Origin of the sequence: Streptomyces sp. NBC_00287, assembly GCF_036173105.1 — a bacterium.
Lineage (GTDB): Bacteria > Actinomycetota > Actinomycetes > Streptomycetales > Streptomycetaceae > Streptomyces.
Genome location: NZ_CP108053.1, coordinates 5,229,103 through 5,245,578 on the forward strand (window position 1 = coordinate 5,229,103; position 16,476 = coordinate 5,245,578).

At 70.4% G+C, this 16,476-nt stretch carries 9 protein-coding genes and 1 tRNA gene; 9 read left to right on the top strand and 1 reads right to left on the bottom strand.

All coding sequences use genetic code 11. The features are described from left to right. The 6 genes from OHT76_RS23930 to OHT76_RS23955 all read left to right on the top strand — a co-directional run bounded on the left by OHT76_RS23930 (nucleotide 1) and on the right by OHT76_RS23955 (nucleotide 9,916). Nucleotides 1-198 (top strand): hypothetical protein, encoded by a 198-nt coding sequence (locus OHT76_RS23930; protein WP_328872909.1) that lies wholly within the window; start codon nucleotides 1-3, stop codon nucleotides 196-198. Between the two features lie 259 nt (nucleotides 199-457). Then, nucleotides 458-3,280 (top strand): type I DNA topoisomerase, encoded by a 2,823-nt coding sequence (topA, locus tag OHT76_RS23935; protein WP_328872910.1) that lies wholly within the window; start codon nucleotides 458-460, stop codon nucleotides 3,278-3,280. Between the two features lie 109 nt (nucleotides 3,281-3,389). Beyond that, nucleotides 3,390-6,635 (top strand): dTMP kinase, encoded by a 3,246-nt coding sequence (gene tmk / locus OHT76_RS23940; RefSeq protein WP_328872911.1) that lies wholly within the window; start codon nucleotides 3,390-3,392, stop codon nucleotides 6,633-6,635. Nucleotides 6,636-6,743: 108 nt separating this feature from the next. Beyond that, the gene (locus tag OHT76_RS23945; protein ID WP_328872912.1) at nucleotides 6,744-7,949 is read left to right on the top strand and encodes a DNA polymerase III subunit delta'; all 1,206 of its coding nucleotides are present in this window, start codon (nucleotides 6,744-6,746) and stop codon (nucleotides 7,947-7,949) included. A 163-nt stretch (nucleotides 7,950-8,112) separates the two neighbouring features. Beyond that, on the top strand, nucleotides 8,113-9,735 hold the full coding sequence (locus tag OHT76_RS23950) for an alpha/beta hydrolase (protein ID WP_328872913.1): 1,623 nt from the start codon (nucleotides 8,113-8,115) through the stop codon (nucleotides 9,733-9,735). A 107-nt stretch (nucleotides 9,736-9,842) separates the two neighbouring features. After that, nucleotides 9,843-9,916: transfer RNA gene (locus tag OHT76_RS23955), tRNA-Thr, on the top strand. A 108-nt stretch (nucleotides 9,917-10,024) separates the two neighbouring features. Here the strand turns inward: OHT76_RS23955 and OHT76_RS23960 are convergent. Next, nucleotides 10,025-10,696 carry an LmbU family transcriptional regulator gene (locus tag OHT76_RS23960; protein ID WP_328872914.1) on the bottom strand — a complete coding sequence of 224 codons (672 nt, stop codon included), beginning with the start codon at nucleotides 10,694-10,696 and terminating at the stop codon, nucleotides 10,025-10,027. A 395-nt stretch (nucleotides 10,697-11,091) separates the two neighbouring features. Here OHT76_RS23960 and OHT76_RS23965 point away from each other — a divergent pair, with 395 nt between their 5' ends. Genes OHT76_RS23965 through OHT76_RS23975 form a run of 3 tightly spaced genes read left to right on the top strand, consistent with a single transcriptional unit; the run spans nucleotide 11,092 to nucleotide 16,471 of the window. Then, complete coding sequence (locus OHT76_RS23965; RefSeq protein WP_443049827.1) at nucleotides 11,092-14,349, top strand: non-ribosomal peptide synthetase; 3,258 nt, start codon at nucleotides 11,092-11,094, stop codon at nucleotides 14,347-14,349. A gap of 23 nt (nucleotides 14,350-14,372) precedes the next feature. After that, the gene (locus OHT76_RS23970) at nucleotides 14,373-15,728 is read left to right on the top strand and encodes a class I adenylate-forming enzyme family protein (protein ID WP_328872915.1); all 1,356 of its coding nucleotides are present in this window, start codon (nucleotides 14,373-14,375) and stop codon (nucleotides 15,726-15,728) included. Further along, nucleotides 15,725-16,471 (top strand): SDR family NAD(P)-dependent oxidoreductase, encoded by a 747-nt coding sequence (locus OHT76_RS23975; RefSeq protein ID WP_328872916.1) that lies wholly within the window; start codon nucleotides 15,725-15,727, stop codon nucleotides 16,469-16,471. The genes OHT76_RS23970 and OHT76_RS23975 overlap by 4 nt, the downstream gene beginning before the upstream one ends. Nucleotides 16,472-16,476: the final 5 nt, after the last annotated feature.

Below are 16,476 nucleotides of genomic sequence, written 5' to 3' on the forward strand. Positions count from 1 at the left end.
ATGGAGAGCGGACCGGCGATCTTCGCAGGACTGGTGTTCGCCCTGTTCGGAGCCGGACTCCTGGTGTGGACGGCGACCCGGATGCGACACCGGGAACCGGTCGCCCACGGTGTGAACCCCGTCGCATCGGCGACCCTCGCGAGCCTCACCGCAGTGATCGCGCTCGCCCTCGCCGCGTGGTGCTTCACCCGCCTGTGAGAACCGCTGTTGGAACCTGGCCCAAGCTGGGACTCCGATAATTGGGAGGCACTCCTCCGGAAACGCTCGAAAAGGCCGGTGGGCACTCCGGGCGGCAGGAATGGCGGTAGTCGGGTTACCGTTCGAGTGGCCGTTGTGGGCTTTTCCCGTTTGACACGGGGGCGGGATGTACCGTCACACTCCGCAGCGTCACCAGTACCCGACCCCGGGAGCAAGGCCTGGGGAGGCCACCCAGCGTCGACCGGAGAGAAGAGCGAAGTTGTCCCCGACCAGCGAGACCGCGAAGGGCGGCCGCCGACTCGTCATCGTCGAGTCGCCTGCCAAGGCGAAGACGATCAAGGGCTATCTCGGCCCCGGATACGTTGTCGAGGCGAGCGTCGGGCACATCCGCGACCTCCCCAACGGCGCCGCGGAGGTGCCCGAGAAGTACACCGGCGAGGTCCGCCGCCTCGGTGTGGACGTAGAACATGACTTCGAGCCGATCTATGTGGTCAACGCCGATAAGAAGGCCCAGGTCAAGAAGCTCAAGGATCTGCTGAAGGATTCGGACGAGCTCTACCTCGCCACCGATGAGGACCGCGAGGGCGAGGCCATCGCCTGGCACCTCCAGGAGGTGCTCAAGCCCAAGGTCCCGGTCAAGCGGATGGTCTTCCACGAGATCACCAAGGCCGCGATCCAGGCCGCCGTGGCCAACCCGCGTCAGCTCAACCAGAAGCTGGTCGACGCCCAGGAGACCCGCCGCATCCTCGACCGTCTCTACGGCTACGAGGTCTCGCCGGTCCTGTGGAAGAAGGTCATGCCCCGGCTGTCGGCCGGCCGTGTCCAGTCCGTCGCCACCCGACTTGTCGTGGAGCGGGAACGCGACCGCATCGCGTTTCGTTCTGCTGAGTACTGGGACCTGACGGGCACCTTCGCGACCGGCCGCGCGGGGGACTCGTCGGACCCGTCGTCGCTGGTCGCCCGCCTCCAGACCGTCGACGGCAGGCGGGTCGCGCAGGGCCGCGACTTCGACTCCCTGGGACAACTCAAGAGCGCGAACATCCTCCACCTCGACGAGGCCAACGCCCGCGCCCTGGCCGCCGCCCTGGACGAGACGCGGTTCGCCGTCCGGTCCGTCGAGTCCAAGCCGTACCGCCGCTCGCCGTACGCCCCCTTCCGTACGACGACGCTGCAGCAGGAAGCCTCGCGCAAGCTCGGCTTCGGTGCGAAGGCGACCATGCAGGTCGCCCAGAAGCTGTACGAGAACGGCTTCATCACCTATATGCGTACGGACTCCACCACCCTGAGCGACACGGCCGTCTCCGCGGCCCGCGCCCAGGTGACGCAGCTGTACGGCGCCGACTACCTGCCGTCCGCCCCGCGCACCTACGCCGGGAAGGTCAAGAACGCGCAGGAGGCGCACGAGGCGATCCGTCCCTCGGGTGATCGTTTCCGCACGCCCGCCGAGACCGGTCTGACCGGCGACCAGTTCAGGCTCTACGAGCTGATCTGGAAGCGGACCGTCGCCTCCCAGATGAAGGACGCGACCGGGAACAGCGTGACCGTGAAGATCGGCGGCACCGCCGCCGACGGCCGGGACGTCGAGTTCAGCGCCTCCGGCAAGACGATCACCTTCCACGGCTTCCTCAAGGCCTACGTCGAGGGCGCCGACGACCCGAACGCGGAGCTGGACGACCGCGAGCGCCGGCTGCCCCAGGTCAGCGAGGGCGACGCGCTCAGCGCCGAGGAGATCACGGTCGACGGGCACGCCACCAAGCCCCCGGCCCGCTACACCGAGGCCAGCCTGGTCAAGGAGCTCGAAGAGCGCGAGATCGGCCGCCCGTCGACGTACGCCTCGATCATCGGCACGATCCTCGACCGCGGCTATGTCTTCAAGAAGGGCACGGCCCTCGTGCCGTCCTTCCTGTCCTTCGCCGTGGTCAACCTCCTGGAGAAGCACTTCGGGCGACTCGTCGACTACGACTTCACCGCCAAGATGGAGGACGACCTCGACCGCATCGCGCGCGGTGAGGCCCAGTCCGTGCCGTGGCTCAAGCGGTTCTACTTCGGCGAGGGCACGGGCCACGGCGGCGCGGCCGACGCCGGAAACGGCGACGGGGACCACCTCGGCGGCCTCAAGGAGCTGGTGACCGACCTGGGCGCGATCGACGCGCGCGAGGTGTCGTCGTTCCCGGTGGGCAACGACATCGTGCTGCGGGTCGGCCGCTACGGCCCCTACATCGAGCGCGGCGAGAAGGACTCCGAGAACCACCAGCGCGCGGACATCCCGACGGACCTGGCGCCCGACGAGCTCTCCGTGGAGCTGGCCGAGGAGCTGCTGGCCAAGCCGAGCGGCGACTTCGAGCTGGGCACCGACCCGGCGACCGGCCACCAGATCGTGGCCAAGGACGGCCGCTACGGCCCGTACGTCACCGAGATCCTGCCCGAGGGCACCCCGAAGACCGGCAAGAACGCCGTGAAGCCGCGGACGGCCTCGCTGTTCAAGTCGATGTCGCTGGACACGGTGACGCTCGACGACGCCCTGAAGCTGATGTCGCTCCCGCGCGTGGTCGGCACCGACGCCGAGGGCCAGGAGATCACCGCGCAGAACGGCCGCTACGGGCCGTATCTGAAGAAGGGCACGGACTCGCGTTCGCTCCAGACCGAGGACCAGCTCTTCACGATCACCCTGGAAGAGGCGCTGGAGATCTACTCCCAGCCCAAGCAGCGTGGCCGGGCCGCCGCCAAGCCGCCGCTGAAGGAGCTGGGCACCGACCCGGTCAGCGAGAAGCCGGTCGTGGTGAAGGACGGCCGCTTCGGTCCGTACGTCACCGACGGGGAGACCAACGCGACCCTGCGCTCCGGCGACAGCGTCGAGGAGATCACCCCGGAGCGCGGTTTCGAGCTGCTCGCCGAGAAGCGTGCCAAGGCGCCCGCGAAGAAGACGGCGAAGAAGGCTCCGGCGAAGAAGACCGCCGCCAAGAAGGCCCCGGCCAAGAAGGCGACGGCCGCAAAGAAGACCGCGGCGAAGAAGACGACGGCGACGGCCAAGAAGACCGCCGCGAAGAAGGCGACGACCTCCAAGCCGGCCGCGGAGGACTGAGCCCTCGGCTTCGCGAAACGAACGCCCCGGCATCACTCTTTGGTGTCGGGGCGGGCGTACGTTCGGACGGCCGCCGCGGGCTGTCGGTGGCTGCCGATAGGCTGAAAGCATGACGCGTGCCGAGCAGCCAACGGCCCACCATCCGGCCCCCGACGACGCCCTGGCGGCGGACTCCCGCGAACGCGCCGTCCGCGCCCTGCTGCGCCGACCGCAGCTCAAGCGGCTGTGGAGCGCACAGCTCGTGGGCGGCGTCGGTGATGTCCTCGCCCTTTTGGTGCTGGTCCTCCTCGCGCTCCAGGCGGCCATCGCCGAGGGCTCGTTCGGGGGTGGGTACCGGGGTGTGGCGTTCGCAGTGGCGACCGTCTTCGGGGCGCGGATCCTCGCGACCCTCCTCTTCGGCGCCGTCCTGCTCGGCCCGCTCACCTCGCTGACCTCCCAGGACGGCCCGCTCGACCGCCGCTGGACGATGGTCGGCGCGGACGGCGTGCGGGCCGCCCTGCTCATCGTCGCGCCGCTGTGGATCGACTGGACGCCGGACAACGCCCTGGCCGTCCTGCTGGTGACCGTCTTCGTGACCGGAGTCGCCGAGCGCTTCTGGGCCGTGTGCCGGGAGAGCGCGGCGCCCGCCCTGCTGCCCGCCCCGCCCCTGGAGGGCGCGACGGTACGCCCGCTGCCGGACCACATGGACGCGCTGCGCCGCCTGTCGCTGCGTACCGGCTTCCTGGCGGTGCCGCTCGCGGCCGCCGCGCTCGTCACCGCGGCCCTGTTCAACAACCTGCTGGGCACCGGAATCGACTGGTTCGGCGAGCACCAGGCGGCGCTGCCGTCGTATGTCGCGGCCGGCCTGTTCGCCGCGTCCCTGTCCGTGGTGACCTTCCTGGAACTGCCCGACACGCGCACCCCACGCGCGCGTTCCCCGCTGGAGGGACTGCGCCGGCCCAAGACGGGCACCGGCGTCGACAAGGGCCGTACCGGCGCGATCCCGCTGCTGGTGCCGGCCTGCGCGGCCGTCGCGGGCGCGGTGTCGGCCGCCGTCGCCGTGTCGGTGCTGCACGCCAAGGACCTGGGCGGCGGCCCGGCGCTGTACGGCTTGCTGGTGCTCGCGCTGACCGGCGGAGTCGTCGTCGGCATCCGTACGGCGCCCAAGGTGCTGGTGTCGCTGTCGCGGCGCCGTCTGCTGGCGCTGGCCATCGCGCTCACCGGGGTCGCGCTGCTGGTCGCCGGGCTCGTCCCGGACGTCACCACCGTCCTGTTGGTCGTCGCCCTCGCTGGGGTCGCCGCGGGCGTGGCCGCCAATACCGGTCACACGCTGCTCGACCAGGAGACCGAGGACTTCCGGCGCCCGCGCACGACCGAGCATCTGCACGCGGTCGTACGGGTGTTCGTGGCGCTCGGTGCGGTGGTCGCGCCCCTGGTGGCCGCGGCGATCGGCCCGCACCGGCTGGAGAGCGGGCGGTTCGTGTTCGCGCACGGCGGTGCCGCGTTCACGCTGATGCTGGTCGGCGCGCTGCTGCTGCCGGTGGCCGCGCTGGTGCTGGCCAAGGTCGACGACCGGTCCGGGGTGCCGCTGCGGCACGATCTGCGCGACGCGCTGCTCGGCGGCGACGACCCCGAGCAGGCGCCCACCGCGTCCGGCTTCTTCATCGCCCTGGAGGGCGGCGACGGCGCCGGAAAGTCCACCCAGGCCGAGGCGCTCGCCGAGTGGATCAGGGCCAAGGGCCACGAGGTCGTCGTCACGCGCGAGCCGGGGGCCACGCCGGTGGGCAAGCGGCTGCGGTCGATCCTGCTGGACGTCTCCAGCGCCGGGCTCTCGCACCGCGCGGAGGCGCTGCTGTACGCCGCGGACCGCGCGGAGCACGTCGACACGGTGGTCCGGCCCGCGCTGGAGCGGGGCGCCGTGGTCATCTCCGACCGGTACATCGACTCGTCCGTGGCGTACCAGGGGGCGGGCCGGGACCTCTCGCCCACCGAGATCGCCCGGATCAACCGCTGGGCCACCAACGGCCTGGTGCCGCATCTGACCGTGCTGCTGGACGTCGACCCGGAGACCGCGCGCGAGCGGTTCACCGAGGCGCCGGACCGGCTGGAGTCGGAGCCCGCCGAGTTCCACGCACGCGTGCGGTCCGGTTTCCTCACGCTGGCCGCCGCCGACCCCGGGCGCTACCTCGTCGTGGACGCGGGCCAGGAGCCCGAGGCCGTCACGACCGTCATCCGGCACCGGCTCGACCAGACGCTGCCGCTGTCCGAGGCCGAGATCGAGGCCCAGGAGGAGGCGCGGCGCAAGGCCGAGGAGGAGGCCCGCCGGAAGGCCGAGGAAGAGGCCGCCCGCAAGGCCGAGGAGGAGCGGCTGGAGCGCGAGCGCCAGGAGCAGCTCGCCCGGCTGCGCGCCGAGGAGGAGGAGCGCAAGCGCCGCGAGCTGGAGGAGGCGCAGCGCCGCGAGGCCGAACGGCAGGCGGAGGAGGCCCGGCTGCGCGCCGAGGAAGCGGCTCGCCGTGCCGAGGAGGAGCGGCAGCGGCTGCTCGCCGAGGAGAAGGCCCGCGCGGAGGAAGAGGCCCGGCGCAGGGCGGAGGAGGAGCGGCGCCGCAAGCAGGCCGAGGAAGAGGCCCGGCTGCGCGCCGAGGCCGAGGAGCGGCGCCTGGAGAAGCAGCGCAAGGCGGAAGAGGCGCTGCTGCGGGCCGAAGAGGCACGGCGACTGGCCGAGCAGGCAGCCGCGGCGGCGGAGGCGGGCCCGAAGCCGGCGGCTCCGGCGGCACCTGCGGCCACCCAGGACGCGGCCACTGTGCCGACGCCGGTGGTGACTCCGACGAATGCCTCGGGCGGTCCGGTGGACGAGACGGCGGTGCTGCCGCGCGCGGGTCGGCCGACTTCGGACTCCGAGGTGACGGCGGAGCTGCCGCAGCCGGGGGAGCCTTCGGGGGCTTCGGACGAGACGGCCGTACTGCCTCCCGTAGGGGCTGCGGATGAGACGGCGGTGCTGCCTCCGGTGACGCCGTCCGGGGCCTCGGACGAGACGACGGTGCTGCCGCAGGTGGACCCGGGGGCCGGGGACGAGACCGCGGTGCTGCCTCCCGTACAGGGTGGCGATCCCGCGGATCGTGTTCCGCCGGGGTTCTTCCGGGACGAGGCGCGCGGCGACGAGGCGGAGGACCGTACGCGGGAGCTGCCGCAGGTCGACCCGCAGGGCGGTCCCTCGCGGGATCGGCAGGGCGGCGAGGCGGAGACGCGCCGGCGCAGGCGGCCGCGGTCGGACTGGGCCGAGGAGACGCCGCTGGACGATCTGCCGTCGCTGGCGGACGAGCTGCTGGGGCCGCGGGACGACGAGTACGGCGATGAGCGGGGGCGGGGGCGGCGCTGAGCCGTCGGTCGGAGTCGGCGTTGCTGCGGCGGCCGGACCGCGTTGTCAGTGGCGCCCCCCACAATGGATGCCGTACCGCGACATGTGGACGGAAAGGCGGTGTGCGGCATGACCGTGTGGGATGACCTGGTCGGGCAGGAGAAGGTGAGCGAGCAGCTCACCGCCGCTGCCCGGGATGCCGACGCCCTGGTCACCGCGGCCGCTACCGGCACCCCGCCCCCCGAGGCGTCGAAGATGACGCACGCCTGGCTCTTCACGGGACCCCCGGGCGCCGGCCGGACCCAGACGGCCCGCGCCTTCGCCGCCGCGCTCCAGTGCGTCAGCCCCGACCGCGCCCTCGGCGGAGCCCCCGGCTGCGGCTTCTGCGACGGCTGTCATACGGCGCTGGTCGGCACCCACGCCGACGTCAGCACCGTCGTCGCCGTCGGCGCTCAGATCCTCGTCGACGACATGCGGGACACCGTCCGCAAGTCGTTCACCTCACCGGCCAACGGCCGCTGGCAGGTCATCCTCGTCGAGGACGCCGAGCGGCTGAACGAGAAGTCGGCCAACGCCGTCCTGAAGGCGGTGGAGGAGCCGGCGCCCCGCACGGTCTGGCTGCTGTGCGCCCCCTCCATCGAGGACGTCCTGCCCACGATCCGCTCCCGCTGCCGCCACCTGAACCTGCGCACGCCCTCGGTCGACGCCGTCGCCGACATGCTCGTACGGCGGGAAGGCATCGAGCCCGCTGTCGCCGCCGCGGCGGCCCGCGCCACGCAGGGTCACGTGGACCGGGCGCGCAGGCTGGCCACGGATCCGGCCGCCCGCGAGCGCCGGGCCGCCGTCCTCAAGCTGCCGCTGCGGGTCGAGGACATCGGAGGCTGCCTCAAGGCCGCGCAGGAACTCGTCGACGCGGCGGCCGAGGACGCCAAGCAGCTCGCCGAGGAGATGGACGGCAAGGAGACCGAGGAGCTGAAGGCGGCCCTCGGTGCGGTCCAGGGCGGTCGGCTCCCGCGCGGCACGGCGGGTGTGATGAAGGACCTGGAGGACAAGCAGAAGCGCCGCCGCACCCGTACGCAGCGCGACAGCCTCGATCTCGCCCTGACCGACCTCACCGCGTTCTACCGCGATGTCCTCGCCCTCCAGCTCGGCTCCCGCGTGGCCATCGCCAACGCCGACGCCGGGGACACCCTGGACCGGCTGGCCCGGGGCGGCTCCCCGGAGTCCACCCTGCGCCGCATCGAGGCCATTGCCGCCTGCCGGGATGCGCTCGACCGCAATGTCGCTCCGCTGCTGGCGGTGGAGGCGATGACGATGGCGTTGAGAGCGGGCTGAGCGGCTCGCCGCGCTGCTGGCGGGAAGGCGATGACGATGGCGCTCAGAGCCGGCTGGCAGCACCGTCCGGCCGACGATCAACGAAAGGTTGACCATGTAATCCGTACGAGCCGTCACCTGCACGGAGGGCATTCGAGTGGCTGCGCAGAGTTACGCTCGGTTGATGCACCTCAGGCGCCCCCACCCGGCCCCCACGCCCAGTAGCCGGTCCCACCGGCACGCCCGTCCCCACCCCCACGGAGCCCGCGCGGCGGGAGTTCTCCTCGCCGTCGCCGCGCTGGTGGTCTCCGCGTGTTCGACGGGCGGGTCGACGAGTTCCGCGAGCCCGGCGGCCGCGGCCTCGCTGGCCGCGTTGCCGCAGGCGACACCGGACGCGCTCGCGCCGTACTACGGCCAGAAGTTGCAGTGGCGCAGCTGCGGGGTCCCCGGCTTCCAGTGCGCGACGCTGAAGGCGCCGCTCGACTACGCGAAGCCGCAGGAGGGCGACGACGTCCGGCTGGCCGTCGCCCGCAAGAAGGCCACGGGACCGGGCAAGCGGATCGGATCGCTGCTGGTCAACCCGGGTGGGCCGGGGGGTTCGGCGGTCGGCTACCTCGAGGCGTACGCCGGGATCGGCTACCCGGCCGAGGTCCGCGCCCGCTACGACATGGTGGCCGTCGACCCGCGCGGAGTCGCCCGCAGCGAACCCGTCGAATGCCTCGACGGGCCGGACATGGACACGTACACCCAGACCGACCTCACGCCCGACGACGGGACCGAGCAGACCGCGCTGGTCGACGCGTACAAGAAGTTCGCGGAGGGCTGCGGGGCGCATTCGCCGGAGCTGCTGCGCCATGTGTCCACCGTCGAGGCGGCCCGGGACATGGACCTCCTGCGCGCGGTGCTGGGGGACGAGCGGCTGAACTACGTGGGGGCGTCGTACGGCACCTTCCTCGGGGCGACGTACGCAGGGCTCTTCCCCAAGCGCGTCGGCCGGCTGGTCCTGGACGGCGCGATGGACCCCTCACTGCCCGCTCGCCGGATGACCCTCGATCAGACGGCGGGCTTCGAGACGGCGTTCCGGGCATTCGCCAGGGACTGCGTCCAGCAGCCGGACTGCCCGCTGGGCGCGAAGGCTGACGAGGTGGGGAAGAACCTCAGCGCGTTCTTCGAGAAGCTCGACGCCCGCCCGATCCCGACCGGCGATCCGGACGGCCGCAAGCTGGGTGAGTCCCTCGCGACCATCGGCGTGATCGCGGCGATGTACGACGAGGCGGCCTGGGCGCAGCTGCGCGAGGCGCTGACCTCGGCGATGAAGGACAACGACGGCGCCGGTCTGCTGATCCTCGCCGACAGTTACTACGAGCGGGACGCGGAAGGGCGTTACGCGAACCTGATGTTCGCCAACGCCGCCGTGAACTGCCTGGACCTCCCCGCCGCCTTCGACACCCCCGAGCAGGTACGGGACGCCCTGCCGGCCTTCGACAAGGCGTCCCCCGTCTTCGGCGAGGGCCTCGCCTGGGCCTCCCTGAACTGCGCGTACTGGCCGGTGGCCGCCACGGGTGCGCCGCACCGCATCGAGGCGAAGGGCGCGGCCCCGATCGTCGTGGTCGGCACCACCCGCGACCCGGCGACCCCGTACCGCTGGGCCCGCGCCCTGGCCGCCCAGCTCTCCTCGGCCCGCCTCCTGACCTACGAGGGCGACGGCCACACCGCGTACGGCCGGGGCAGCGACTGCATCGACCGCACGATCAACGCGTACCTCTTGCGAGGGACCCCGCCGACGGACCGGAAGCGCTGCTCATAGCGCCCCGTACCGGCCCCGGATCCACCCCTCCGGGGCCGGTACGGAGCACCCCCGGAAACTGTGTAGACTTACCGACGTTGCTGATCGCACCATAGTGCGGACAGCGCGCCGCCTTAGCTCAGATGGCCAGAGCAACGCACTCGTAATGCGTAGGTCTCGGGTTCGAATCCCGAAGGCGGCTCTGCTCAAACCCCAGGTCGGATCCATTCCAACCTGGGGTTTTGTCGTTCGGCCTCCAGGGGCGGGCCCGGTCACCGCGCGCCGGGCTTTCGGCGCGCGGTGGGTGTCGTCAGGAGCCGGCGGCGGCGCGGCGGAGTATTTCTGCCGCCCAGGTCTCTACCGGCGCGCCCTGCTTCTCGGCGGCTGTCTGGATCGTTGCCAGGACCTCGGCCGGGAGTTCGAGGAGCAGGTGCGCTTCGGGGGACGGGTCGGCGTCCGCGGGGTTCGGCGCCGAGCCGGGATCGGCTGCGGGGGATCCGGTACTGCTCACCTCGGCGCGCCTTTCGGTCTCGGCCAAAGCCGCCTCACCTTGCCGCGTGCGCAGGCTGCTGCGGACCTCTCCGCGCAGCTTGTTCCTGCTCCAGCCCAGCTCCTCCGCTTTCCGCAGCCAGTAGTCCTGCTCCGGCTGGTCGAGCGATACCACTTCAAGGTGATGGCTGAAGCTCAGATTGTGGCGCCTGCGGGGCATCGGGAAGTTGCGTGCGACCCAGGTGTAGTTACGAAGGGTCTGATAGCTGAGCGACGTCTGCTTAATGGCTTCGTAGTAACGGTCATGAAACTGGGATTCACCGTAGACGAGCCAGTCGGCTATCCACCAGGTGGATGAGTCGGCGAAGGAAAAGAGCTTGGTGCCGACTTGTTCCCACGCATTGAGGCTCTGCTTGGAAGTGAACAACAAGCCGGACTTGTGGAACTGAACACCAATGTTCAGCGGTTTCCCGGCAGCGCTCGCCGCTGCCATGTTACGTGTCAGTGTCCCATTTGGTCGCGTCTCGACGGAGCTAGTACGCATGGGTCCCCCGTATGTGCTTTTGTGCTATGCGTGTGGTCTGCCGTGATCGTAAGCGTGGGTGACGGGCTGCGGGGCAGCCTTTGTTGGGCCTTTTGCTAATCAAAACATTTCGCTATTGGCTTTGCCCATCTATGTCCGATCTGTTGCGGATAGTCCCCGTAAGGTCGTGGGCTTGCCTTTGTGCAGCGTGCACATCTCCCAGCATGCGTGTTCCCGGTCGATCGACGCGATAGCGCGGTTCGGACTTGTCTCGCCGGCGAGACAACCGGCGACTCCGGTCTGCGATGCGAACGGCCCCTGCTAAAACTGGTGGCGACCCCGGAAAAGGGTTTGTTTTCGTTGGAATGGCCGATCGGTTGGGGAGGGCTTTCGTGCCCGGAATGCGTCACGCGGATGGTTCTCGGGTCGTTCCCGTTACATCCGCGCAGCGGAGGATGTACTTCGCGTCGACCATGCGGCCGGATAATGCGGCTGATGTCTGGGGCGCCGTCCTCGTCGTCGACGGTGATCTTTCAATGGAGAGACTCGAGCACGCGCTCAAGGTGCTGCGCGGCAGGCACGACGCCTTGCGCAGTGCATTTCTGGAGAGTGACGGCGATGTTCTCCAGGTGGTGAAGGGCGAGGATGAGGATGCTGCACAGCCCCTGATCGACGTCGTCGAGGCCGAGGGGGATTCGCCGGAGGCGCGCCGTGTGTGGGCGGATGCCGAGGCCAGAAGGCTGCTCGATATCCCCTTCGACATTTCAGCGGGGCCGCTTTGGCGGGCGAGTGTGATACGGATATCGCCCACGCTGCACCTGCTGATCTTCGTGTTTCATCACCTCATCACCGACGATATTTCAGCGCAGATATTCGCCGGGGAGCTTCGCCTCGCCTATGCCGACCCGAAAGCGCCTGCTTTCGATACACAGGCTGCGCAGTACGCCGATTTTTTTCCCGCAGGGAACAAGGCGGAGGTGGACAGTGAAGGTCTGGACTATTGGCGGAGCCGGCTGTCGGGTGCTGAGCTGACGCGGTTGCCCGAGGACGGCTCGGAGTGTCCGGACGGGATCGTCGGTTCCCGGCTGCCCGTCGCTCTCCCGCAGAACGCGGTGGCGGAGTTCGAAGCCTTCTGCAGGGATCGCTCGGTCACTCTGTTCACGGGCATGCTCGCGGTGTACTTCGTTCTGCTGCAGCGTTGGTCGGGAGCGAGCGACATCACGGTCGGCACGCAGGTGGTCAACCGGCCGCACTCGGGCCTTTTCGAGACGATCGGATTCTTCTCCAATACGGTGGCGCTGCGCTGCCAGGTGCTGCCGACATCGACCTTCGATCAGTTCCTCGGCATGGCGAGCGAAACGGTTCAGGACGCACTCGACTACCAAGACGTGCCGTTCGAGGCCGTGGTTGCGGCACTTGCCCCGCAGCGGGAAGCCGACCGCAACCCCCTGTTTCAGGCCGCCATGAGCTACGGCACGGTCGACCCGAGCGACGTATGGGCACTTGACGGTCTCCAGGTGACGCCCATGCCGGACCCCACGGAAGTGTCGGGGCTCCAGTTCGACCTTTCCCTGGACGTGCAACGGCTGGCCGGCGACGTCACCGTCACCGTCGAATACGACCGCAGGCGGTTTTCCGAGGCGGCCATGCAGCAGTTCGCCGAGGCCTACGGAAACCTGCTGCACTCACTGAGCCGGGCCTCCGATGTCCCGCTCGGGAACATTCCGGTGCTCGACCAAGACGCACGGGCCCAAACGCTGATGCTCGGCGCGGGTGGCGCAGCACAGGACAGCCGTATCGCCGTGGCAGGCACATCGGCGTGGGACCTCTTTGAACGGACCTGCGCGACCGCACCCGAAAGGGAGGCAGTCGTCGCGCCCGGGGAGCGGCTCACCTTCGCCGAACTGGCCGGCCGGGCCGGGACCATGGCCGCGGGGCTGCAGGCCCGCGGCGTGCGGACCGGCACCATGGTGGGAATCTGCCTGGCCAGGCGGAGCGACCTGATCGTCGCGATGCTCGCCACCTGGCGCGCGGGTGGTGCCTTTGTGCTGCTGGACCCGCGACACCCCGAAGCCCGCCGCCGCCTGCTCCTCGAGGAGGCGGGCATCGGCCTGGTCATCGCGGACGAGGTCTTCGCCGAGGTGGAGACCGTTTCGCCGGCCGTACTCCTGGCGGACGCGGCAGGGGATGCGGCTGCAGCGGGCAGTGGCTTCGCCCGGCGCCCGGCCGCCGCTCCGGCCTACATGGTCTTCACTTCGGGTGCCGCAGGACGACCGAAGGGCGTGGTCGTCGATCAGGAGAGCCTGGTCGCGTTCGTCACCACCCAACTGGCGCCGATGTACGCGAGCCTGCCCGAAGGCCGTCCGGTGAACGTCGGCGCGCTGACGTCCCTGACCGGTGACGGGTTCATCAACCACTGTCTCGGCATGATCGCCTTCGGGCATCGGCTGCTGCTGATCGATGACGAAGAGCGAATCGATCCGACCCGGCTCCTTGCGCGTGGATCGAATCCTGAGACGGCGATCGACGTACTCGACTGCAGCAGCAGCCAGCTGGAGGTCCTGGTCGACGACGGGATCCTGACGCTGCCGCATCCGCCGAAGATCGTGGTGATCGGCGGCGAGAGCGCCTCCGACCGGCTGTGGCAGCGTCTGCACGAGCAGCCCGGGCTGCTCGCGTTCACCACGTACGGCCTCACCGAGTGCACGGTCGCGTCCACCATGGCGGAGATCCACGCACACCGACAGCAGGTGGCCGGGCGCGCGGCCGGCATGTCTCGGATCTACATCGTCGACGACCAGTTCCAGTTGCTGCCCCCCATGTTCGTCGGCGAGGTCTGCATCGGCGGGATCGGGGTGGGCCAGGGATACGCGGGACAGCCCGCGGGCACCAGCGAGCGATTCGTCGCCGACCCGTTCAGCCAGGTCCCTGGACAGCGCATGTACCGCACCGGTGACAAGGGGCGGTTGCGTCCTGACGGGCAGTTGGAACTCCGGGGCCGCCTCGACGACCAGGTCAAGGTCCGCGGTCTGCGCATGGAGCCGGGCGAGGTGGAGGCCGCGCTGCTCGCTCACCCCGCCGTCGCCCACGCCGCTGTCCTCGCGACCGACTCCGGCACGCGCATGGCTCAACTGGTGGCGTACATCGCGCCTGGCGGCGACGTCGGCCAGGGCGGGCTGTCACCCGCGGCCGTGCGGGAATTCCTGTGCGACCGGCTCCCCTCCGCGATGCTGCCCGACCGGGTGGTCGTTCTCGACAGCCTCCCGCTCACACCCGGCGGCAGGCCGGACCGCAAGGCACTGCTGGGCATCAAGTCGTCGGGCACCGTCGCGGCCGAAGGCCGGAGCACCTCGACGGCCGTCGGCTCACGTGAAGAGAAGTTGTGCCGGATCGTCGCCGAGGTCATCGGCGTTCCGCAGGCGGGCCTTGACGACAACTTCTTCGACCTCGGCGGAGATTCGCTGCTCGCCATGGTCGTCATCGGCCGGGTGCGCACGGTCCTCGGCTGTGAACTGAAACTTCGGGCGATCTTCGAAGCGCACTCGATCGGGGACATCGCCGCCCAGCTCACTGCCGACGACAGCAGGCCCCGGCCCGTGCTGGGCAAGCGAGCGAACTCATGACAAACGGGGATGGAGAAGGCTCTATGGACTGGCTGCTGTCACAACTCCAGCGGCACGCCGACGCCGAGGCGATGGTCGGATACGGCGGCAGGGCCACGTATGCCGAACTCGGCAAGCGGACCACCGACTGGCTGGACCTGCTGGACCGACGCGGCACGGCCGCCGGCGAGATCGTGGCGGTCGTCGGGAACGCCTCGCCGGCCGTGGTCGCGCTCTTCACGGCGCTCGCCGTCCGCGGCTGCGTCGTGGTTCCGTTCGCTCCTGCCGATCCGCCGAAGGAGCAGCGGGCGCGCAGGATCGCCACCGCACACGCGACCACGGTCATCGAGTTCGACGGCCCTGACGAGTGGAGCATCCGGACGGTCGCGGCACCGGACGAGCCGCGGCCCGACCTGCTGACAAAGCTCGCCGCATCGGGCGGGGCCGGCCTGGTGCTGTTCTCCTCGGGCTCGACGGGCGAGAGCAAGGCGGCGCTGCTCTCGCTGCCGCGGCTGCTCGGCGGCTTCCGCGCCTCCTCCCGCCCGCGCAGAACGCTGCAGTTCATGGCGCTCGACCACATCGGCGGAGTCAATACGCTGTTTCGCACCCTCGTCGGCGGCGGCACGGTCGTCACCGAGCCGCGGCGCACCCCGAAGCACGCGTGCGAGGCCATGGAGCGGCACCACGTCCAGGTCCTGCCCACCACGCCGACCTTCCTCAACATGCTGCTGCTCTCCGGTGCCTACCGGGTTCACGACCTGTCCTCGCTCGAGCTGGTCACCTACGGCACCGAGCCGATGCGCGAGGTCACCCTCGCGCACGCGGCCGAGGTCTTCCCCCAGGTGCAGTTCAAGCAGACCTACGGCCTGACCGAGACCGGCATCCTGCCCACGCGGTCCGTCGCCTCGGACTCGCTGCAGATGGACGTCGGCGGGCACGGGTTCGGCACGCAGGTGCGCGACGGAGTGCTCTGGATCAAGTCGCCGAGCAGCATGCTCGGGTATCTCAACGCGGCCAGCCCGTTCGACGAGGACGGGTGGCTCAACACCGGAGACGCGGTCGAGGTGGCCGAGGACGGTTCGCTGCGCGTCCTCGGGCGGCTCTCGGCGCTGATCAACATCGGCGGCGAGAAGGTCTCCCCGGCCGAGGTCGAGAACGTGCTGCTCCGGGCGGACAACATCAGGGACGTCGTCGTCACCGGACGCCCCAATGCCGTCACCGGAGAGATCGTCGCGGCCGCGGTCGAGCTGGTCGAGCCGGAGGAGCGGCGGGAGCTGAGCAGGCGGCTGCGTCAGCTCTGCGCGGAGCATCTTCCGCCCCACAAAGTCCCGGCTGTCATCACGGTCTCGGACGGACCGTTGCACGGCCAGCGATTCAAGCGAATGGGAAGTGTGCGATGAACGGCCCCGTTGAACAGCGTCCGGTGGCGGTCATCAGCGGTGGCAGCCGTGGTCTGGGGCTGGCGCTCGTGACGGACTTCCTGGAGCGCGGCTACCGGGTGGAGACCTTCAGCCGCACCGAGTCCGCCGAACTGGCCGCGCTGCGCGAGTCGCACGGCCCCGACGCACTGTCCTGGTCCGCGGTCGACGGCACGGACGCCGCGGGCGTCGAGGAGTTCGTCCGTACGGCCGTACGCCGCCGTCGCCGTATCGACGTGCTGGTGAACAACGCCGCGGTCGGGCTCGAGGGCCTGCTGACGCTGACCCCGCCGGCGGCGATCGACGCCGCGCTGCGGACCAACCTGACGCTTCCGGTCCTGCTCACTCGGGCCTGTCTGAAGCCGATGCTCGCCCGCCGGGACGGCGTGGTGATCAACCTGTCGTCGATCAACGCGCTGCGCGGGCAGACCGGCGTCGCGGTGTACGGCGCGGCGAAGGCCGCGCTCGACGGGCTGACCCGAGGTCTGGCGCGGGAGGTCGGCCCGGCCGGCGTCCGCGTGGTCAGCGTCGCCCCCGGCTATTTCGACAGCGAGATGACCGCGGGCATCAGCCCGGACCAACGCCGCCGCATCGTGCGGCGCACCCCGCTTGGCCGGCTCGGCTCGGTGGAGGACGTGCTCGGCACCGTCCGGTTCCTCACCTCGCCCGCGGCGAGCTTCATCACCGGCCAGACCATCGCCATCGACGGCGGCTACACCTGCTGAGTCCC

What these genes read in the sequence shown, in the direction of transcription:
- OHT76_RS23930 (WP_328872909.1), top strand. Translation starts at nt 1, where the DNA reads ATGGAGAGCGGACCGGCGATCTTCGCAGGACTGGTGTTCGCCCTGTTC.
- tmk (WP_328872911.1), top strand. Translation starts at nt 3,390, where the DNA reads ATGACGCGTGCCGAGCAGCCAACGGCCCACCATCCGGCCCCCGACGAC.
- OHT76_RS23945 (WP_328872912.1), top strand. Translation starts at nt 6,744, where the DNA reads ATGACCGTGTGGGATGACCTGGTCGGGCAGGAGAAGGTGAGCGAGCAG.
- OHT76_RS23950 (WP_328872913.1), top strand. Translation starts at nt 8,113, where the DNA reads ATGCACCTCAGGCGCCCCCACCCGGCCCCCACGCCCAGTAGCCGGTCC.
- OHT76_RS23960 (WP_328872914.1), bottom strand. Translation starts at nt 10,696, where the DNA reads ATGGCAGCGGCGAGCGCTGCCGGGAAACCGCTGAACATTGGTGTTCAG.
- OHT76_RS23965 (WP_443049827.1), top strand. Translation starts at nt 11,092, where the DNA reads ATGGCCGATCGGTTGGGGAGGGCTTTCGTGCCCGGAATGCGTCACGCG.
- OHT76_RS23970 (WP_328872915.1), top strand. Translation starts at nt 14,373, where the DNA reads ATGGACTGGCTGCTGTCACAACTCCAGCGGCACGCCGACGCCGAGGCG.
- OHT76_RS23975 (WP_328872916.1), top strand. Translation starts at nt 15,725, where the DNA reads ATGAACGGCCCCGTTGAACAGCGTCCGGTGGCGGTCATCAGCGGTGGC.